18 protein-coding genes are annotated in these 19,436 nt (G+C 38.1%); 9 read left to right on the top strand and 9 right to left on the bottom strand.

Going from position 1 to position 19,436, the window contains the following annotated elements:
• Positions 1-60: 60 nt before the first annotated feature.
• On the bottom strand, positions 61-564 hold the full coding sequence (locus FJR45_RS11930) for a hypothetical protein (RefSeq protein ID WP_193150721.1): 504 nt from the start codon (positions 562-564) through the stop codon (positions 61-63).
• A gap of 178 nt (positions 565-742) precedes the next feature.
• Between FJR45_RS11930 and FJR45_RS11925 the strand changes: the two genes are divergently transcribed.
• From FJR45_RS11925 to FJR45_RS11910, 4 genes are all read left to right on the top strand, one after another.
• Positions 743-1,966: a NifS family cysteine desulfurase gene (locus FJR45_RS11925; protein WP_193150720.1), complete on the top strand. Its 1,224-nt coding sequence runs from the start codon at positions 743-745 to the stop codon at positions 1,964-1,966.
• Between the two features lie 254 nt (positions 1,967-2,220).
• Positions 2,221-3,201: an iron-sulfur cluster assembly scaffold protein gene (locus FJR45_RS11920; RefSeq protein WP_193150719.1), complete on the top strand. Its 981-nt coding sequence runs from the start codon at positions 2,221-2,223 to the stop codon at positions 3,199-3,201.
• Positions 3,202-3,257: 56 nt separating this feature from the next.
• The gene (locus tag FJR45_RS11915) at positions 3,258-3,857 is read left to right on the top strand and encodes a 2OG-Fe(II) oxygenase (protein WP_193150718.1); all 600 of its coding nucleotides are present in this window, start codon (positions 3,258-3,260) and stop codon (positions 3,855-3,857) included.
• A gap of 23 nt (positions 3,858-3,880) precedes the next feature.
• The gene (locus tag FJR45_RS11910) at positions 3,881-4,657 is read left to right on the top strand and encodes a TrmH family RNA methyltransferase (RefSeq protein ID WP_193150717.1); all 777 of its coding nucleotides are present in this window, start codon (positions 3,881-3,883) and stop codon (positions 4,655-4,657) included.
• Here FJR45_RS11910 and FJR45_RS11905 read toward each other — a convergent pair.
• The 5 genes from FJR45_RS11905 to FJR45_RS11885 are packed head-to-tail and all read right to left on the bottom strand — an operon-like array spanning position 4,644 to position 12,441.
• Complete coding sequence (locus FJR45_RS11905; RefSeq protein WP_193150716.1) at positions 4,644-6,359, bottom strand: ATP-binding protein; 1,716 nt, start codon at positions 6,357-6,359, stop codon at positions 4,644-4,646. The two genes, FJR45_RS11910 and FJR45_RS11905, sit on opposite strands and share 14 nt — an antisense overlap.
• Positions 6,352-7,317 carry a two-component system response regulator gene (locus FJR45_RS11900; protein WP_193150715.1) on the bottom strand — a complete coding sequence of 322 codons (966 nt, stop codon included), beginning with the start codon at positions 7,315-7,317 and terminating at the stop codon, positions 6,352-6,354. Before FJR45_RS11900 ends, FJR45_RS11905 begins: the two co-directional genes overlap by 8 nt.
• The gene (locus FJR45_RS11895) at positions 7,318-8,931 is read right to left on the bottom strand and encodes a sensor histidine kinase (RefSeq protein WP_193150714.1); all 1,614 of its coding nucleotides are present in this window, start codon (positions 8,929-8,931) and stop codon (positions 7,318-7,320) included.
• On the bottom strand, positions 8,918-10,468 hold the full coding sequence (locus FJR45_RS11890) for a hybrid sensor histidine kinase/response regulator (RefSeq protein ID WP_193150713.1): 1,551 nt from the start codon (positions 10,466-10,468) through the stop codon (positions 8,918-8,920). The genes FJR45_RS11895 and FJR45_RS11890 overlap by 14 nt, the downstream gene beginning before the upstream one ends.
• Positions 10,465-12,441, bottom strand: a complete 1,977-nt coding sequence (locus FJR45_RS11885) for an EAL domain-containing response regulator (protein ID WP_193150712.1) — start codon at positions 12,439-12,441, stop codon at positions 10,465-10,467. Before FJR45_RS11885 ends, FJR45_RS11890 begins: the two co-directional genes overlap by 4 nt.
• A 96-nt stretch (positions 12,442-12,537) precedes the next feature.
• On the opposite strand from FJR45_RS11885, the gene FJR45_RS11880 reads away from it, so the two are divergent.
• Both FJR45_RS11880 and dbpA read left to right on the top strand, forming a co-directional pair.
• Entirely contained in the window at positions 12,538-13,197 is a 660-nt protein-coding gene (locus FJR45_RS11880; RefSeq protein WP_193150711.1) for a response regulator transcription factor, read from the top strand.
• A gap of 40 nt (positions 13,198-13,237) precedes the next feature.
• Positions 13,238-14,596, top strand: a complete 1,359-nt coding sequence (gene dbpA, locus FJR45_RS11875; protein ID WP_193150710.1) for an ATP-dependent RNA helicase DbpA — start codon at positions 13,238-13,240, stop codon at positions 14,594-14,596.
• A gap of 29 nt (positions 14,597-14,625) precedes the next feature.
• Here the strand turns inward: dbpA and FJR45_RS11870 are convergent, their stop codons facing one another.
• The gene (locus FJR45_RS11870) at positions 14,626-16,470 is read right to left on the bottom strand and encodes an ABC-F family ATP-binding cassette domain-containing protein (RefSeq protein ID WP_193150709.1); all 1,845 of its coding nucleotides are present in this window, start codon (positions 16,468-16,470) and stop codon (positions 14,626-14,628) included.
• 80 nt (positions 16,471-16,550) lie between these two features.
• Here FJR45_RS11870 and FJR45_RS11865 point away from each other — a divergent pair, with 80 nt between their 5' ends.
• Entirely contained in the window at positions 16,551-16,778 is a 228-nt protein-coding gene (locus FJR45_RS11865; RefSeq protein WP_193150708.1) for a hypothetical protein, read from the top strand.
• A gap of 5 nt (positions 16,779-16,783) precedes the next feature.
• Here the strand turns inward: FJR45_RS11865 and FJR45_RS11860 are convergent, their stop codons facing one another.
• Entirely contained in the window at positions 16,784-17,323 is a 540-nt protein-coding gene (locus FJR45_RS11860) for an RBBP9/YdeN family alpha/beta hydrolase (protein ID WP_193150707.1), read from the bottom strand.
• Positions 17,324-17,325: 2 nt separating this feature from the next.
• Positions 17,326-18,210 carry a DUF234 domain-containing protein gene (locus FJR45_RS11855; RefSeq protein ID WP_193150706.1) on the bottom strand — a complete coding sequence of 295 codons (885 nt, stop codon included), beginning with the start codon at positions 18,208-18,210 and terminating at the stop codon, positions 17,326-17,328.
• Between the two features lie 165 nt (positions 18,211-18,375).
• On the opposite strand from FJR45_RS11855, the gene FJR45_RS11850 reads away from it, so the two are divergent.
• Positions 18,376-18,657, top strand: coding sequence for a hypothetical protein (locus FJR45_RS11850; RefSeq protein WP_193150705.1), 282 nt, complete (start codon positions 18,376-18,378; stop codon positions 18,655-18,657).
• A gap of 335 nt (positions 18,658-18,992) precedes the next feature.
• Positions 18,993-19,433, top strand: coding sequence for an HvfX family Cu-binding RiPP maturation protein (locus FJR45_RS11845; protein ID WP_193150704.1), 441 nt, complete (start codon positions 18,993-18,995; stop codon positions 19,431-19,433).
• Positions 19,434-19,436 lie beyond the last annotated feature (3 nt).

Raw genomic sequence — 19,436 nt, 5'->3', positions numbered from 1 at the left:
ATAATATAATTAATTTTGTGATTATAGCATAAGAGATTTAAAATGATATTTCAGGAGATGCTAGATTTGATATTTAATAGCTTTTTTAGTAAATTCGGTTGAACAGAAGAATAGAGCAATAAAAATAGGATTGAAGATGATAACATCATCTTCAAGTGTTTCAAAAACAGTAAAACTGAAACCTTCTCCGTCATTGGGATTTTGGGGAGTGATGACAAACTTCAAAGGTGCAAGTGCCCGTGACATATTGATGATGTTCTTTTTTACTTTTGAATTTGCTCCGTGTAAGATATTGAAATTTTTTTCTTCAGCCTCTCTGTGTGCAACGAGAATATTTTGAATCAGATCAACTTTATCTTTGAAAACTACTTTATTCCATTTTATGATTGTATTGTTTGAAGCAATTTGGCAGTTTTTTTGCATAAGTGAATGCGGTTTTTTTGCACGCATGGCTTCAATGAGTGCAAGTAAATAGTTTACGCCACCTATGTTTTTGGCTGCATCTGTTAAAAAAAGATGTAAAAATTCTTTTTTCTTTTGGTCTAGATTGTTAAAGTTACACATTGTTTTTTCCTTGTTAATTTGTTATTATAGCATTATTATTGGCTGTTTGAATTCTTAAACGAAATCTAAACTCAGTTTGGCTTAAGCAAATCATAATAACAAAACTATTATGATGTCAGAAGTAAAAGAAGACAAAAATAGTCTGATTTAAAATTTAACCCAATTAAGAGGTAAAAATATGCAAGTTTATTTAGACAATAACGCTACTACAATGTGTGACCCGCAGGTAGTAGAAGTAATGCAACCATTCTTTAGTGAAATTTACGGAAATCCCAATTCACTTCACAAGTTTGGTACAGCGTCTCATCCATACCTAAGAAAAGCAATCGACCAGGTTTATACAGCACTCAATGCGAGTGACAATGATGACATCGTATTCACATCATGTGCAACAGAATCAAACAACTGGGTATTAAAGTCCATCTATTTTGACAAAATTGTCAATGGGGAAAAAGACCATATTATTACAACAGAAGTTGAACACCCATCAGTGCTTGCTACATGTAGATGGCTTGAAGAGCAAGGTGTAAAAGTGACATACCTTCCTGTAAATGAAGAAGGAATTGTTGAAGCACATACGGTAAAAAGTTTCATCACAGACAAAACTGCACTTGTCAGTGTTATGTGGGCTTCAAATGAGACAGGGATGATTTTTCCTATTAAAGAGATTGGCGAGATTTGTAAAGAAAAAGGGGTTCTTTTTCATTCGGATGCTGTTCAGGCAGTCGGAAAAATTCCAGTTGACTTACAAGATGTCCATGTAGATTTTTTAAGTATGTCTGCACACAAGTTTCATGGTCCAAAAGGTGTCGGAGCACTTTATATTAAAGATTCACAGCCTTTGACTCCGCTGTTTCACGGTGGAGAGCAGATGGGTCACCGTCGTTCGGGAACATTGAATGTTCCCTATATAGTAGGTATGGGAAAAGCTATCGAACTCGCTACAACAAACATTGAAGAGACAATGGCTTCTATTCGTGCAAAACGTGACAGACTTGAAGATGCACTCTTGGAACTCAGTGATACTTTTGTTGTCGGCAGCCGTGAAAACCGTACACCAAATACAATTCTTATCTCTATAAGAGGTGTTGAAGGTGAAGGTATGCTTTGGGACTTAAATAACGGTCAAATCGGGGCATCTACGGGTTCAGCATGTGCTTCTGAAGATTTGGAAGCGAACTCTGTTATGCTTGCAATCGGTGCTGACAATGAACTTGCACACACAGGTATCAGATTATCTCTTTCGCGTTTTACAACAGATGAAGAGATAGACTACACCATAGAGCATTTTAAAAGTGCGGTGGCAAGACTTCGTGCCATATCGAGTTCGTTTGCAAAAGTAGCACCGACTCCAGGCGGTGAAGCAGGGGAGTGTCACATTCCTCACCATATGGCACATTAAGAAGTAGTGTTGCCATGTTTTTCTCTATAAAATTCCGAGGGCGAATCCTCCCTACGGTCTGAGCCTCTCCATTTTACAGAGAAAAACATTATGGTAAAGCAACGAGTTGCGCGAGCCTTGCGCTGAGGACGTAAGTGCCCTCTAGGGTGAAACCAAGCGTTAGCGTAGCCAGAGGGATTACTCCCTTTGGCGTGACAAAAAGGGAATAAAAAAGGTTCCCTTATTTTTATGAAATAAAAAAAAGGAAAGAAAGTATGGCAAAAGCAGATATGTTAGGCGAGTCTCTATGGGACGCGTATTCAAATAAAGTAACTACATTAATGAACAATCCCCAGCATCAAGGGGAAATTACACCAGAAGAAGCTGAAGCGCACGGAAACAAGCTCATCGTTGCAGATTTTGGAGCGGAGAGTTGTGGAGATGCAGTAAGACTTTACTGGGAAATTGATCCAAAAACAGACAAAATTGTAAACTCTAAATTTAAATCATTCGGATGTGGTACTGCTATCGCTTCAAGTGATGTTATGACAGAACTTTGTATCGGCAAAACGGTACAAGAAGCGGTAAAAATTACAAATATTGATGTGGAAAAAGCACTGCGTGATGATCCGGATACTCCGGCTGTTCCACCGCAAAAAATGCACTGTTCGGTAATGGCATATGATGTTATCAAAAAAGCGGCTTCATTATACCTTGGTGTTGATGAAGAGAGTTTTGAAGATGAAATCATTGTATGTGAATGTGCACGTGTTTCACTTGGAACAATTCAGGAAGTCATCAAGCTGAATGACTTGAAAACGGTAGAAGAGATTACAGATTATACAAAAGCCGGCGGTTTTTGTAAATCTTGTATCAAACCGGGCGGTCATGAAGACAGAGAATGGTATCTGGTTGACATTTTGGAGCAGACTCGTAAAGAGATGGAAGCAGAAAAAATGAAAGCAGCCGCGGATGCGATGAGTGCCGGTGGCGGAAATTTTGAAGAGATGACACTTGTGCAGCAGATAAAAGCTGTTGATGCTGTCATTGATGAGAGCGTAAGACAGTTCTTGATTATGGATGGCGGCAATGTAGAAATTATAGACATTAAAAAGAATGATGACAACATTGATATTTATATCCGTTATCTTGGTGCATGTGATGGCTGTGCCTCATCTGCTACAGGGACACTTTACGCAATTGAATCAACACTTAAAGAAAAACTTTCACAAAAAATAAGAGTATTGCCTATCTAATTCTCTTCTTTGACTCTCCTCTTGACGGAGAGTCTTCTTCTTGCTACAATATCTACATGTATGATAAACTTTATTCAAAAATAACGGATGCTTTAGTTGAAGATGGTTATATTGTTATAGAAAATGCTCTTGAACCTGCATTAAGCCAAGAACTCTCTCAAATATCAAAAAATATTACAAAGTATAAAAATGCTGGAATTTCCCACAAATCGACTTTAGATAGAAATCGAAGAAAAGATAAGATTTATTGGCTGAATGAAGATGATGCAGTTACATGTAAGTATCTTTCATTTACAAAAGGACTGCAAAATTATCTTAACCGCCATCTTTATTTGGGACTGAAATATTATGAGTCGCATTTTGCATTGTATGAAGCGAATGATTTTTACGAAAAACATCTTGATGCTTTTAAAAACTCGAAAAATCGTGTTGTGACCACTGTGTACTATCTCAATGAGGATTGGGAAAATAGCGATGGGGGAGAGCTTGTTATATATGATAAAAACGATATACAAATACAAAAAATCACTCCACATATAAATACCATGGTTGTATTTTTAAGTGAAGTGTTTCCACATGAAGTTTTTATTTCCAACAAAGAGAGGTATTCTATTGCCGGTTGGTTTAGAGTTGATGAAAAAGGGTTGAGTGTTTGAGTGGGTTATTTAGAAATAATGAAATGATTATAAAAGTTGATGATATTAATACAGACGAACTACAGATTTACAAAGAACTCAGAGAGAATGCTTTTCGAAGTGACAGAAGTTTTATAGCCGACAGTCCAAAAGTTGTCAATCTTTTGCTTGAGAGTGATTTAGAGATAAAAAGCATACTTGCGACGCAGGAGTATTATGATGAGTTCATGCCTTTGGTCCAATCAAAAAATATTCCAAAAGTTTATCTTACAACAAAAGAGGAGATGAGTAGGATTGTCGGACATAAGATACACCATAACTGCATGGCACACGGCATACGCCCTGATGATATTGCTTTGGAGGGGGCAGGTGAGTGTATCATTATGCTTGATAATATCACTTCAAGTGAAAATGTAGGCTCGATTGCCAGAAGTGCTGCTGCACTTGGCGTAACGAGCTATTTTTTGCCAAAATCTTCCCCTCACCCGTTTAACAGGCGTGCCTTACGGGTCTCTATGGGCTATGCACACAGGCTGGGCATATATATCTATAAGGATATTTTTGAGACGATTGCTGCTTTAAAATCTGCCGGTTATCGAGTCTATGCTGCAGAGGTTACGGAGGATTCCACTCCCCTGTCCTCTTTACATGTAAGTGCTAAATGGGTGCTTTTGATGGGACATGAGGGCAAGGGAATTGCACAGGATATTTTGGATTTGTGTGATGAAATTGTTAGTATAGAGATGCAAGAGGGCATTAAAAGTTTTAATGTAGGTGTGGCTGCATCCATTTTAATGTATAACTTCCTTAAGCAACAGTAATACTAAAAAGGGCACCTTTGTCGGTATTGCGAACACAGAGAGTGCCCTCACAGTAGTTTTCAATGATAATTTTACTCATATAGAGCCCCAACCCTGTTCCTGTATCATCTTTTGTGCTGAAATAAGGGTCAAAAATTTTGTGCATGATATCTTGGGGAATACCGCCTGCGTTGTCTTCTATGGTAATTTCAGCCTTATCTTCTAACAAAGAAAGTGTAATGTATATGTTTTTATCTTCAATATTGTTTTCAATTAAGGCATCTTTGGCATTGTTCAAGATGTTGATGATTACTTGTCCAATAATATCATTTTGTAGTGTAAATGTTTTTGTACTTTTGTTTTCATAGGTAATGGAGATGTTCTTTGCTTGAAAAATTGGTTTTACTAGATTGATACTGTGCCCGATAATTTCATCTATAGAAAATTCCAGTTTATCTTTTGGTCGAAAGTAGTGCATAAAATCGTTTGTGACTTTTGTCATTTCCTGGAGTTGTTTTTTTGCATTTTTGTCAAAATATTCAATAAAATCATCATTGAGTTTAGACTGTTTGTACTTGTGCCTGACCGTTTGCATAAGCATAGAAAGTGCATTGAGCGGCTGTTTCCATTGATGGGCAATCATATTCATCATATTTCCCATCTGTGCCAGTCTGTTTTGCTGCAGCATGTGTAACTCCTGCTCTCTTTGTTTTTCTACTTCTTGTCTGACCTGCTGCTGAAGGTTTTGATTGAGTGCGCGCAGTTTGTCTTCGGCATCTTTTCTTCTTTTTACTTCGCGTTCGAGCGAGAGGTTTATGAAATAAAGGTAAATAGAAAATGGTAAAATAATCCCAAAGGCAATGGCTAAATAAATCAGCGTCTGCTTGTCGAAATAACGCTCTTTATCTTTGATATACCCCCATTTTAGGTAGAGAGCCTGTAACTCCTGTTGTGGTAAATTGGACACCGCCTTACTTAAGATAACATTAAGTACAGGCAGACTGCCTTGGCTTGCTATGCGAAGTTGGTAGAGGTAATCCAAATCACCGGCAACCCGCAGGTTTTGAATATTATACTGACTCATGTAGTAGCTCGCTCTCACAGGTTCGCTGATGGTTGCCTCTGCTGCTCCTGCTGCTACAGCCTGCAGGGCTTTGAGTTCTGTTTCGTACGGAATGATACGAATGCTTGGATATTTGTTTTGAATGTATGCATAAATCGCACTTTTGTCGACAAGTGCGACACTTTTTGCCTGCAGTGATTCGATATCAGATACTGAAAAATTGTCACGCTGCGTGATAATTTTGTTTTGTTGTGTGAGAATAACATCTGTAAAATCCAAATATCCCAGACGTTCCTGTGTTTTTTGTGCTGCAAAAACTATATCGATTTTCCCTTTTTTTGCAGCGTCCATTAATGTATGCCATGAGGGAAAAGAAATATATCTAAAAGAGATACCCAGCTCCTGTTCAAGGAGATGAAAAAGGTCCAAAGAGAAACCGACAGCTTTGCCCTCAGGAGATATAATAACCTGGTTGGGAATGTTGGTGATACCGACGCTCAGAGGCTTCTTTAAAGTACGCAGCCATGTTTTTTCTTTTTGAGTTAAGAAATTTTTTGTTGTTACATGTTGAGGTTTTGAGAGCTCTTTAAGCTGTAGTAGAACAAAAAAACTCAAAAAAACTACAAAGGCAATGAAAAAGAGATAGCGTTTTTTATACATCTGAATTTTTCCCTCCGGTTGCGGTTGCTGTAGAAAAATCGCTGAATTGAAAACGAGACTTTGCGTCTTTCTTTGCCGTATACATTGCCATATCTGCACTGTGTAAAAGTGCCTCTTGTGAACTGCCTTGTGTTGGGTAAATCGCTATACCTATACTACATGTAATGTGAAATGTATGTTCTTGAAACACTATAGGCGTGGCTACTGTCTGCATGATTTTCTCGGTAAGACTCTTTGTCTCAGGGAGGCTTTTCACACTTTCTACAATTAAAGCAAACTCATCACCTCCTATGCGCGCAAAGGTGTCTTCGATGCGAATAACTTTTTTTATATTTTGCGCGACAGATTGCAGCACTGCATCTCCTGCTGAGTGTCCGTATTGGTCATTAATGCTTTTAAAATTGTCCAAATCAATAAAAAAAAGAGTAAAGTTTTCATGGGAGTGTTGCGCTTTATTTATAGTTTCTTTGAGTTTGACACTAAAGAGGTGTCTGTTTGCAACCTGTGTCAATGTGTCATAATGTGCAAGCGCATACAAGACCTCAAGCTCTTTTTCTTTTGCTTTTTTTGCATCTATGTCATTTTGAAGATTCCTGGCAATAGTGTGGAGCCTGTCATAGAGCATCTCTATGTCAACCGGTTTTGGAATAAAGTAGTCTATACCCGTATCAATTGCCTCAAGCAGCTTTTCTCTTTCATCAAAAGCAGAGAGAATGATAATCGGCTGCCATTTGTTGGTTTTTTTAATTTCTTTGGAAAGTGTCAGCCCGTCTGAGCGGGGAAGAATGATATCTGATAAAATAATATCAGGTTTTTTTTCCTTATAGATGGCTAAAGCCTCTTCTGCGTCAAATGCCTGGTAAAATGCTTTGAAATCATCTGCTAAAAGCATCTTCATATGCTTCTGTGCCTGCATATCATCTTCAACATACAAAAGTGTGAAATTCTTTAAGTTCATCTATTTTGCTCCTTTTGGCAGACGGATGACAAAGTTTGCTCCCTCGTGAGTATTGAAAACTTCTATTGTAGCATGTAACTGTTCCTGTAAAACCATTTTTGTCATATACAAGCCCAAACCTGTTCCGTTTTTTTCCTGCTTTGTTGAGAAGTAAGGGTCAAAGATTTTCTCTTTTATAGCTTCGTCAATACCTCCGGCATTATCCTGTATGGCAAGGAGTAACTCTGCACCTGTATCTTCAAGGGTTATTACTATCTTTTTTTTGTTTTGTGTTGTTTGCAGCAAGGCATCTTTTGCATTGTTGAGAATATTTAAAAGAACTTGGCTCAGGGCATTTGGATTTGCAAAAAGTGCATAGTCTTGTGCAGTATTAAATTCAATGAAAATTCCTTCATTCTTAAAAATATCAGCCGTAATACTCAGCACTTCTTTGATGGCACCATTGAGAGAAAATATACATGCCTTGTCTTCTTTTTTAAAAAAGTTTCTAAAATTATCTATGGTGTCAGACATTAAATCTATCTGTTTTTTAGAGTGGCTTTTAAAATACTCTATTGCCTTGTCATCAAGTTTTCCTTTGGCATATTTTGAAATTGTCAGTTGGTTTATGAGGGCAAGATTATTCAGTGGTTGTCTCCATTGGTGGGCTATCATACTGATCATCTCTCCCATTTGTGCAAGTCTGCTTTGCTGGTAGAGAAGCAATTGCTGTTCTTGGATTTTTTTCACTTCTGTGCCAATGGTTTCTTCAAGTGTTTTGGTGTATCTCTTTCTCTCTTCAATAAGCATCCCGATGGTAAGGATTACAGAGACATGGACGAGAACAAAGAGATTGTAATTGATGACATTGTCTATATGGTTGTGAACAGCAAACGCCCCAATATCCAAATAAACCGCATAGGATGCAACAAGGGCTACAAGTACATTGAAAAAAGTTCCGTATACCAGGCCTTTGTAGGCACTCGTAAGAGCTACAACAGGAAGTGTTAAACTTAAAAGAAGAAAACTGTTTTCAATGCCAAATACTATCTGAAGTATATAAAGATAAGCACCAAACAGCCCTGAGCAGAGAAAAAATTCTTTCCATTGGATTTTTTGAAAGTTTGTAAAAAGAAGCAGTAAAAAGGGTGTAAAAACCAACTGCCCCATTACATTGCCAAACCACCATGAAAAAAGATAGAGCGGAAATTTTTCAATGGAAATATGATGTGTTACAAGCAGTACAGTGTTTGATAGTAAAGCACTCACAGGCTGTAGTACAAAAAATATCAGCAAAACCAATCCAAAAATATCACGAAACTTTTCAAGGCTGACGCGGAGATGAAATTTTTTAAACAAAACAACAGCCAGGTAGGCTTCGGCTGTATTTATGAGAGCAATACTGAGTGATGCCGCAAATGAGATCTCATTGTCAAGGGCTAAGAAAAACTGTCCAAGAAAAATCCCCGGGAGAACTTTTTTGCCAAAGTACAGGGCAAACGCCAAAGCAATGCCCTCTGCTGCAAAAAGTCCGACATTGATAATCGAGTTTCCGCTTAAAAGATTGAGGCTGAGTGTTCCGCTTATATAGTATAAAAAAGCAAGAAGAAAAACAAGAAGACTAGTGCGTATCATATTTTTCTCCTTCATAAACAGGCATTTCTATGATAAATTCGGCACCCTCTTTTGTATTTTGTACAGAGAGCTTTCCTCCGCTGTGTTTTTCTATAATCATTCTTGACATATAGAGACCGAGTCCTGTTCCGTTTTTTTCGGTTTTTGTAGAAAAGTAGGGCTGAAAAATTTTGTCTTGTATATGCGAAGGAATTCCTCCTGCATTATCGATGATATGTAAGCTGTTTTTGTCAATCTTCAAAGTGATTTTTGGATTCTCAATGTTGTTTTGGACTAAAGCATCCTGTGCATTTTTTATAATATTCAGCACAATCTGTACAAGTTCATTTCCAAACGCCAGAAACTGTTGCGGTGCAGTAATCTCTTTTTCAAAATGTATATTTTTTTGTTCGAGACTGTGCTGGACCAAAGCAGTGACGGTGTGAAGAATTTTTTCAAAATCTGTCACTCTTTTTTCTTTTTGCGGTTTAAAAAAGTTTCGAAAGTCATCAATAGTATGACTGAGATAGTTGATATAATTTTGCAGTTTTTCAGAGATTTTCTTTGCTTCTTCTGCATCGAGTTTGTCATTTTGCGCTTTGAGTTCAAGTACGATTGCCGCTGTTGCCATAGCATTGAGCGGTTGTCTCCATTGGTGGGCAATCATGGCTATCATTTCACCCATTTGGGCATGGCGGGACTGTGTGAACATAATTTCATCTTTTTTTCTGTTTTTCTCCACCTCTTCATAAACAAGGCGTTCCAGGTTGTCATTTGTGTATTTGAGCTGAAAGTTTGCTTCTGCCAACTCTTTCTCTTTTTTGAAGTAATCTATCCACAGGTCTACTTTGAGGATAAACTCTTCAAACACATAAGGCTTTTTTAGAAAATCATTGGCTCCGTTTTTTAAAACATCCCGAATAATATCCGGCGTGGAAGTTCCGGAAAGAACAATAATGGGAATAGACAAAAAACGGCTGTCTTTGCGTAAAAGTTTTAAAAATTCCAGGCCGTGGATATCCGGGAGCTCCATATCCAGAATGATAAGATTGTACTCTTCTTTTTTGAGCTTTTCAAAAGCTGTTTTTGCTTTCATCGCTATGTGCACATCATAGTTTCTGGGTTCAAGCACTGTTTTGATCTGTTTACAGATAAATCTAGAATCATCAATCACCAAAATTTTATCTTTCTTTTTTGTATTGATTGTATGAATTATTTTGACTATTTCAGAGATAGAGTATAAAAAATTGGTATCTTTGAGAATATAATCAAGTATACCATACTGAAACAGCTCTTCACGAAGATCCGCATCTTGCGAAGATGTCAGGACAATAACTTTTGTTTTTGTTAAAGACTGTATATGGGCTATGAGTTCAGAACCTTCCCCGTCAGGAAGATGCAAATCCAAAATGATAAGCTGAAACTTCAGTGTCGTTAAAAACTCTTTTGCTTCAGCGAGTGTGTGGGCCTGTGAGACTTCAAAACCAAGATGTGCCAGCTCTTTTTTTATGAGATTGTTTATGGTGCGTGAATCTTCTATAACTAAAATATTTTTCATGACAGCGGCTCCGGTTTTCCAAAATAGTATCCTTGGGAAAAGTCAATTCCAAGTTCTTTGACTATCTGAAAAATTGCTTCATTTTCAATAAACTCTGCAACAGTTTGCAGTTTCTGCTCTTTTGCAAAAGTAACAATACTTTTTACTGCAGAAAGAGAGTAGTTGCTTGTTTCTATATCGCGTATCAGACATCCGTCTATTTTAAGAATATCGGGTTGGTAGTCAAGCAGTCTCTCAAAGTTGGAATATCCTGCTCCAAAATCATCAATGGCAATTTTCACACCATAGCGCTTTATCTCTGATATAAACTGTTTGACAGTTTCAAAGTCTTTGATCCGTTCGTCTTCAAGCAGTTCAAAAACTATTCTGTGGGCATTCTCCTTGTGTTTTTGCAAAAGGGAGAGAATATTTTTGCGCATACTCGGCAGTTCAATATCCAAGGCCGAAAGATTGATGGAGATGTCTGCCTCACAATGGTGCAAAATACTAAAAGAGTGCTCCAGGACGATATTTGTAATTTTGAGATAATAATTACTTCTTTTGGCAGTTTCGAGAAAAAAGTAAGGAGAGAGCACCGTGCCGTCTTCTTTGAGTAGCCGTACCAGGGACTCATATTTTTCTATTTTCTGTGTGTTGTTGTTGATGATAGGCTGAAAGTAAGAAATAATTTTCGAATTTCGAATGGCATCCTTGATCATATGCACTGTTTTTATATTTTCTTGTGCTTTTTTCTGCTCCTGAGACGCAAAATTATTGGCAAGTAAAAAACGCTGCTTCTCTTTTACAAGCGTTTTCATGCCAAGTTTTACCGACTCGTAGAGTTTGTCATCTTCATAGGCAAAGGTGAGTAAAATTGCAATATCATATTCAAGACCTTCAAAAGTAATGGTGTCATCGCGGACCTGCTGTTGCAGTGCCTGTAACTCCTGCACAAACGATGCTATATTGTCGGTGTGTTCTTTGGCATCAAGTATAAAAGCATACTCTCCGTTTTGCAATTGATATATTTTGTCAAAACTGTATTTCTTTGTAAAAGTATTCTGTAGATATATTCGTACTTTTTGTTCAAGAATATAAAGCGTATTTGTATCATAAAAATCCTCAAGATCATCATAGTCTTCAAGTTTGATATAAATAAGCAAAGGGTCATGGGCATTTTTGAGTTCGTTTTTGAGTTGTTTGAGCGGATGCATAATGTCTGTGATGTCATGTCGCAATGAAATATACTCAAGAATATTTCCGTCTAAATCAAGAATCGGTTTGACAACAGCATCAAGATAGTAGCTTTTTCCGTTTTTTGTTCTGTTTCTTATAACTCCTTTCCAGATTTTCTTTTTATTTTTTATGGTGTTCCACATTTCTTGAAAAATTGATTTGGGATTGTCGGGATGACGTACAATATTATGATTTTGTCCGAGAAGTTCCTCTTTTGTATATCCTGAAATTTCACAAAAAGCATTGTTTACATAGGTGATGATGCCTGCTGTATCTGTTTTAGAGACGATAGCGCTGCTGTTTGTTGCTTCTTGATACTCTTTGAGAAGATGAAGATTTTCTTTGGCCTGCAGAGCATATTTGTATCTTTGTGTGACCTGAAAAATGGTGCTGGAGAGCTGTTTCATATCAATGGGTTTTAAAAGGTATCCGTTAATACCGATTTGTATGCTTTTGAGAAAAAAGTCCTCTTCATTATGGGCTGAAAGTATGATGATAGGGACTTCAATGTCGATGGCTCTTATTTTTTTTGCCATTTCCAGCCCATTCATGTGGGGCATATTAATATCTGTAATAATGATATCTATATGCTCTTTTTGAAATTTTTCCAGGCCCTCCTGTCCGTTTTCTGCGACAATGATAGTATCGAAAAAATCCTCCAAAAGCATCGTTGTAATCTCTCTTGCATCAATGTCATCCTCAACATACAAGAGTTTTAAACTCTGCGAATATCTAGTGACTTCCTTGATTTCAATCATAATAACACCCCTTAAAACAGATTTATAATTTTAAAATACAAATCTAAGCAAAATTACACTAAAATCTGTTAAATCTGTATTTAATTGGAAAAGTTCATGAGAAAGAGCAAAATATTACTTGTAGAAGATGATGAACTCTCTTCGGAGCTTGTTTTCGAATATTTGAGTGACTGCGGGTTTTTCGTCGAACCTGTATTTACGGCGACTGATGGTGTGGCAAAAGTGAAAAACGAGCCGTTTGATCTTGTATTGCTTGATATAAATCTACCTGATTTTGACGGGTTTGAAGTCTTGAAAAGTCTTAAAAATCACACTTCTGTGCCAATTATAGTGACAAGTGCCTACAGTGATACACAAAAAAAACTCCTGGCTTTTAAATATGGGGCAAGTGACTATATGACAAAACCTTTGGATCTTGAAGAACTTGAGGCTAGAATATGGCTGCAGCTTGGAAAAAACAGTGCGATTAAAACAGAAGACGAAAAAAAAACCTTTGAAATAAAAAACAATCATGTCTATTTTCAACAAAAACAGCTTGATCTGACGACTATTGAGTTTGAACTCCTCTCTTTGCTTATCAAAAACAAAAACAGTGTTATGCGAAGGGAAGAACTTGTCAACGCCCTCTCTTCCATCAGTTCACACCGTTCTTTAGATAATCATATAAAAAATATTCGTAAAAAAATAGGCGATACCGGAACAAAAGCCCAGTATCTTAAAACGGAGTATGGTGTTGGCTATAAATTGACATTTTAGTACAGGAATAATGCTATAATTACAAAAAAGAAATTACTCCATGAAATTTACAACACTTCCTCTTTCTTCTCAAATGATTCAGACTATAGAATCACTCGGTTACACACAGATGACAGCCATTCAGGCTCAGGCACTTCCTGGCGTATTGGAAGGACGCGATGTCATTGCTCAGGCAAAAACAGGCAGTGGGAAAACAGCTGCTTTTGGCATAGGGCTTTTGCATCATCTGGATGTGAAGAAGTTTCGTGTGCAGTCTTTGGTGCTGTGCCCAACGCGTGAGCTTGCCGATCAGGTGGCAAAAGAGTTACGCCGTATTGCACGATTTCAGCATAACATTAAAATTTTGATGCTCACAGGCGGAGAGTCTTTTGGTAAACAGCTTGGTTCACTCGAACATCAGGCACATGTTATTGTAGGAACACCAGGACGGGTTTTAAAGCACTTGAATAAAGAGAGTCTGGAGCTGAGTAATCTAAAAACGCTTGTTTTGGATGAAGCAGACAGAATGCTTGATATGGGTTTTATAGAAGAGATAGAGTCTGTACTTACTTTTGTTCCCAAAGAGCGTCAGACACTGCTTTTTTCCGCTACCTATGATGATGAGATTTTAGAAATCAGTAAAAAAATCCAAAAGAATGCTTTACATGTAAAGACAACAGAGCAAGAGGTGGAAAATAAGATTTCGCAGGTCTTTTATAAAACAGAGGACAAAGTGGATACGCTGATAAAAATATTTTCAAACTACAAACCCGAAAATGTCATCGTTTTTACAAATACCAAGCTCAAAGCTAAAGAGTTGGCAGAATCTTTGGTGAAAAACAAAATAGACGCTCTTGCTATTCACGGAGATTTGGAACAGTATGAAAGAAATGATGTGCTGGTACAGTTTGCAAACAGATCCTGTCCTGTTCTTGTTGCTACGGATGTGGCGGCACGTGGACTTGACATAAAAGAGTTAAGCATGGTTGTCAATTATGACCTGCCTCACGGTTTGGAGACCTATACGCATCGCATAGGGCGGACAGGCCGTGCAGGTGCCGAGGGTATTGCAATAACGCTCTATAATGAATATGAAGCACAAAAGATAGAACCCTATGAGTCAGATGAAAAGCATCAGTTTTTGGATGTCTCTGTGCTGAAAAAAGAGCAGGGTTTTGAGATGAAACCGGAGTTTGTGACCCTTGTCATAGAAGGTGGGAAAAAAGACAAAATTCGTGCCGGTGATATACTCGGAGCCTTAACCGGTGATGCCGGATTGCAGGGAAAAAGCATCGGTAAAATTGACTTGTATGACAGACAAAGTTATGTGGCAATTGAAAATGCTTTTATAGACGAAGCCCACAAAAAACTTAAAAACGGAAAAATCAAAAACAGAAAATTCAGCGTCTGGGTACTCTAAAAAGAGGCGACTTTTTCGGAACCCGTACTTCAGTGCGGGCTTTGTGCCTTTTCCTCTATTTTTGATGCATACTCGTCTAAAATTTCATCAAGTTTGGTTTGTGCTTCTTCGAGCTCTTTAAACAGCTCTTCTACCTGGTTTTCCATTTCTGAGACTGTTTTTGAGAGTTCCATCAGTGTAGCGCTGTCTCCTACATTTGAAGCCTCTATTAGCTCTTTATGTTTACATGTAAGTGTCTCTTCAAGCTCCATAATTTTCTCTTCTAGTTTTTCGACTTTTTTCTTGAGCGGGGAAGCAAGTTTGTTTCGCTCCCGTATAAGTTCGGCACGCAGTTTTTTATTTTCTTTGTGATTTGATTTTGGGGCTGTTTTAGTTTTTTCTTCCTGCTCTTCCTCATCCCAGCCGATTTTTTCTAAAAAGTCGTCATAGCCACCGTCAAAATACTCAGCGCCCTCTTTTGCAAAAATGATAAGTCGGTCACAAACACGGCGCAGTAACTCTTCGGAGTGGGTAACGATGATGCTGGAGCCTTCAAAGGCATTGATGGCATTTGTAAGGGCTTCGATACTTTGCATATCGAGGTGGTTTGTCGGTTCATCCAAAAGCAAAAGATTGACATCTTTGGCAATTATCTGTCCAAGCATTACGCGGCTTTTTTCTCCGCCTGAAAGCAGAGAGATTTTTTTCTCGGCACTCTCACCGCTAAAGAGCATCGCCCCGCAGATACTTCTTACTTTTGCTTCACTGAGTTTGGCATTGGCATTGTAGATTTCATCCATGACGGTATTTTCAGGATTTAAATGAGCAATGTTCGTCTGTCCAAAGTGGGCAGACTTAGTTGCAGCGTTACATGTAACCTCCCCGCTGTTTTGTTTGAGCTCTCCTGCAATGGTGTTTAAAAGAGTTGATTTTCCTTTGCCGTTTTTCCCGATGATGCCGAGTGTTTCGCCATTTGCAAGTGTGAAGCTGATATCTTTAAAAAGTATTTTGTCCGCTGTGTAGCCAAAACTTAAATTTTTAACATCAAGCAAGACTTTGGCAGGCGTATCTTTGTAATTAAATTTAAATGCAAGCGAGGCATCTGTGTCTAAATCTTCAAGCTTCTGCATTTTTTGCAGCTGTTTTACTTTGGACTGTGCCAAAGAAGCGGTAGATGCCCGGGCTTTGTTCTTGGCTATAAACTCTTCAAGCTCTTTTACTTTTTTGTCCTGCGAGAGTTTTTGTTTTTGGTGCAGTTCGTCATCGCTTGCGAGTTGGGCATAAAATTTGTGTGTATTGCCCTCGACAAGTTTGAGTTTTTTTCGTACTATGCCTGCGGTATGTGTGCAAACACCGTCCATAAAGTTTCTGTCATGGGTAATGAGAATGACCTCCCCGTCAAAACTTCTTAAAAACGATTTTAGCCAGCGAAGCGAGACAATATCGAGGTAGTTTGTCGGTTCATCAAGCAGTAAAAGATTTGGTTCGGTCACCAAAAGTTTTGCGAGGTTGATGCGTATTTGATACCCGCCCGAGAAAGAGAGCGGGTCTTTGTCCAAATCATCTGCACTGAATCCCAGTCCGAAAAGGATTTTTTCCACTCTGTAGGTATCATACTGCATCTCTTGGCTCAGTGCCAGTGCCGCTTCTTCTCCCAGTGTTTTTTCACTGAAGCTCAAATGTTGTTTGAGTATGCCGATACGGTAGTTTTTAGGGATGCTGATTTCACCCTCATCGGCATCTTCTTCACCGGTAATTATTTTAAAAAGTGTTGATTTCCCACTGCCGTTGCGCCCGACCAGTCCAAGACGATTGCCGGAGTTTAGTTTCAGGTTAAGATTTGAAAAAAGTTCTTGTGATGTAAAAGATTTTGAAATATTTGTTAGTTGAATCATAAAAGTATTTTACACTTTTGTCTATTAAATTTTTACATAGTTTGTGCTATAATTGAGAAAAACAGCTCAAGGAGGACGATGTGAAGGTTGCTCAGTATACATTTCAATCACCTTATCCGAGCCCTGTTCAGGTTGGAAGACTGGATCCAAATTCACTCAAAGATTCTTCTTCCTCTCAAAATGACACCTCTTCACTGCTCAAGTCCAGTAATGAAACTTTAAAGCGGGCAGAGGTGTTTGAGACATCTTTAAAAAGTGACGTTAAACCGAGTGTCTCCCCGTCAGGTTCATTGGATCTTTACGCATAAAAGAGCTATAAAACAGTTTGTAGCTCTTTGTGCATCCACTCCCATTTTCCATATCCGCTGTCAGCATTTATATGGCCTGCATTCTTGAGTATTTTCATCTTTACATGTAAGCGTTGTTGCAGTTGGTGTACTTCATCCAGACTCATATAGGGGTCGTTTGTAGAGGCTATAAGAAGAGTCTCTTTTGCATAGAGTTGATTGGGCGCTGATACCGGAAAAAATTCGCTGAGTTCTTCTATGTTACATGTAAGGCTCGGCGGGGCAACCAGATATAGCTTTTTTATTTCCTGCACTGTTTTTGTATTGCACAAATGAAACCATAAGGTATTTGCCAAAGAGTGACAGATAACAATGTCTGGTTTAAAATCTACAAGAGCAGCTTCAAGTTCCTGCATCCAGACATCCAGTTTAGGCGCATCAAAGTTTGAGAATTTTAAAAAATTGACACAGCCGTAATCTTTTGCTATTTCACCCGCAAGCCAGCTTTGCCAGTGCGGATAATCACTTCCTCCCCAGCCGTGTAACAGCAACACTTTTTTACTCATAACTATTCTACCAGTTTTGCAAAATTTTTCAGTGTCAAAAGGCGTAAGTTTTCACCTTTTAAGGCTTTAAGTTCGCTGGAAAAGCCTTTTTTAGCCACAATGACAAATATATCCGAATCAATATCCGCTTTTTTCGCAAGCTCCTGCAGGCGTGTCAGTTCACTTTTTTTGACTTTCGCATTGGTGTATTTTGTACTGCCGAGGATTGTTTTTCCTGATTGTGTTTTGGCAAAGATGTCAAATTCTGCATTCTTGTCCCAGTAGCTTGAAATCTCTACCAAAGGATCCTCTTTTGCAAAGTTTTCTTTGAGCAGTTCATGCGAGAGTTGGGTAAAGATGAGGTTACTAAACTCTGCTTCTCTGTTTTGCCAGCGTTTTTTCACCTCTGTGTAGTCACCGTCACGAATACCTTTAAAAAGCGGCGAGACAAAAGCAAACCAAAAACGTAAAAACGGTGTTGTGAAGTAGAGTTTGTTATCAATTTTTTCATTATTGCTCCACGAGGTAAACTCTTTTTTTGGTTTTTCAACGCGGATGATACCTCTCTCTACAAGTTCACTAATGGCGTTGTCTCCGACTTCTTTTTCAAGTTTTGCACGTTTATAACTAGAGTGTGTTTTGCCGTCACCCATGGCAACAGCACTCAGTAGCGCATGATACAGCGGGGCCCCGCCGGTAATGTCACTGACATCGTTTCGGATGTAGTGATAGTCTTTGAGTATGAGTTTTTCTATAAGCTCATACGAAGGCTTTGATGTATCTATCTCGCCCCAGCCCACACCACCAAAAATTGCAAATTTTTCTACTAAATCTTCAAAATTTTTTGTAGGGTGTTCTTTGTAAAATATTTTGAACTCTTCTTTGAGTGTTGTATTGTTTGAAATCAAAAGTGATGCCTTTTTTATATTAATGTAAAATTATACACTAAAGATGATATTACACAAATACTACACACTTAAAATGTATAATTTTTCTAATGTAACAGTTGTCACATAAAGAAAACTTATTTTATGTTACAATTGTTCTAACTTAAAATATCAAAGGATAAGAGAATGAAAAAGTTAAATCTTACAGCCTTACTTTTAGGCGCGGCTCTTTTTACAGGACTCGGCGCAGTTTCACTCAGTGCAGGCGATATGAAATGCGGCGCAGGGAAATGTGGATCTTCAATGGATAAGCCAATGAAAAAAGGCGGCATGAAATGTGGTGCCGGCATGAAAAAAGCGGGCATGAAATGTGGTGCTGCCATGAAAGAGATGAAAAAAAAGAAAGAGATGAAAGAAAAGAAAGCAGGTGCTATGAAGTGTGGCAAAGGAAAATGCGGCGCTAACTAGTTTTTTATTACATGTAAATGGGCATAAGGCTCATTTACTTCAATTCCCCTCCTCTAATACCATTACTTTACGATAAAAACATGATTCCCCCTATCAGTACCATTAAGTTAAGCATTTTTTTCTGCAGTGCCGGCTGAGAGTGGCAAGACTATTGCAACAGCCGGCACTGAAGTACCGGTTCCGAGAAAGCATTAAGTTAAGCATTTATTTGGAACCCGTACTTCAGTGCGGGCCTGTGTTGGCCCTGTATCTGTAATTTGTCAGTAGAGTTTGATTCTGCACACTTACTACACACAAAAGCAGTAAAATTTTTGATACAACTTAAGGAGTTTGTTATGAATCTTAAAAAAATATATCTTGAATTTTCACGCTTAGGTGAATATCTGCAACCGTTGAGTCTGCTTTTTGCAAGGCTCTTGGTAGCATACGGTTTTTATGAACCGGCAATGATGAAATGGAATGATATGAAGTCTGTTGCAGAGTGGTTTGGCTCAATGGGCATTCCTTTCCCGGTATTGAATGCCTACATGGCTGCCAGTACGGAAATAACAGGGGTCGTGTTGTTAACATTGGGATTTTTTACGAGACTGATTTCTATTCCTTTGATTATCATAATGATTGTGGCCATAGTCACTGTACATCTGCATAATGGCTTTGCAGCAGGTGATAATGGTTTTGAAATTCCACTCTATTATATGGCATTTTTATTTATTTTCTTATCTTTTGGTGCAGGAAAATTTTCATTGGACAGACTTGTTTTTGGAGAAAAAAATTAAACA

Origin of the sequence: Sulfurimonas sediminis (assembly GCF_014905115.1) — a bacterium.
Lineage (GTDB): Bacteria > Campylobacterota > Campylobacteria > Campylobacterales > Sulfurimonadaceae > Sulfurimonas > Sulfurimonas sediminis.
This window is presented reverse-complemented; position numbering and strand designations above follow the sequence as displayed.

What these genes read in the sequence shown, in the direction of transcription:
- FJR45_RS11930 (WP_193150721.1), bottom strand. Translation starts at nt 564, where the DNA reads ATGTGTAACTTTAACAATCTAGACCAAAAGAAAAAAGAATTTTTACAT.
- FJR45_RS11925 (WP_193150720.1), top strand. Translation starts at nt 743, where the DNA reads ATGCAAGTTTATTTAGACAATAACGCTACTACAATGTGTGACCCGCAG.
- FJR45_RS11920 (WP_193150719.1), top strand. Translation starts at nt 2,221, where the DNA reads ATGGCAAAAGCAGATATGTTAGGCGAGTCTCTATGGGACGCGTATTCA.
- FJR45_RS11915 (WP_193150718.1), top strand. Translation starts at nt 3,258, where the DNA reads ATGTATGATAAACTTTATTCAAAAATAACGGATGCTTTAGTTGAAGAT.
- FJR45_RS11910 (WP_193150717.1), top strand. Translation starts at nt 3,881, where the DNA reads ATGATTATAAAAGTTGATGATATTAATACAGACGAACTACAGATTTAC.
- FJR45_RS11905 (WP_193150716.1), bottom strand. Translation starts at nt 6,359, where the DNA reads ATGTATAAAAAACGCTATCTCTTTTTCATTGCCTTTGTAGTTTTTTTG.
- FJR45_RS11900 (WP_193150715.1), bottom strand. Translation starts at nt 7,317, where the DNA reads ATGAACTTAAAGAATTTCACACTTTTGTATGTTGAAGATGATATGCAG.
- FJR45_RS11895 (WP_193150714.1), bottom strand. Translation starts at nt 8,931, where the DNA reads ATGATACGCACTAGTCTTCTTGTTTTTCTTCTTGCTTTTTTATACTAT.
- FJR45_RS11890 (WP_193150713.1), bottom strand. Translation starts at nt 10,468, where the DNA reads ATGAAAAATATTTTAGTTATAGAAGATTCACGCACCATAAACAATCTC.
- FJR45_RS11885 (WP_193150712.1), bottom strand. Translation starts at nt 12,441, where the DNA reads ATGATTGAAATCAAGGAAGTCACTAGATATTCGCAGAGTTTAAAACTC.
- FJR45_RS11880 (WP_193150711.1), top strand. Translation starts at nt 12,538, where the DNA reads ATGAGAAAGAGCAAAATATTACTTGTAGAAGATGATGAACTCTCTTCG.
- dbpA (WP_193150710.1), top strand. Translation starts at nt 13,238, where the DNA reads ATGAAATTTACAACACTTCCTCTTTCTTCTCAAATGATTCAGACTATA.
- FJR45_RS11870 (WP_193150709.1), bottom strand. Translation starts at nt 16,470, where the DNA reads ATGATTCAACTAACAAATATTTCAAAATCTTTTACATCACAAGAACTT.
- FJR45_RS11860 (WP_193150707.1), bottom strand. Translation starts at nt 17,323, where the DNA reads ATGAGTAAAAAAGTGTTGCTGTTACACGGCTGGGGAGGAAGTGATTAT.
- FJR45_RS11850 (WP_193150705.1), top strand. Translation starts at nt 18,376, where the DNA reads ATGAAAAAGTTAAATCTTACAGCCTTACTTTTAGGCGCGGCTCTTTTT.
- FJR45_RS11845 (WP_193150704.1), top strand. Translation starts at nt 18,993, where the DNA reads ATGAATCTTAAAAAAATATATCTTGAATTTTCACGCTTAGGTGAATAT.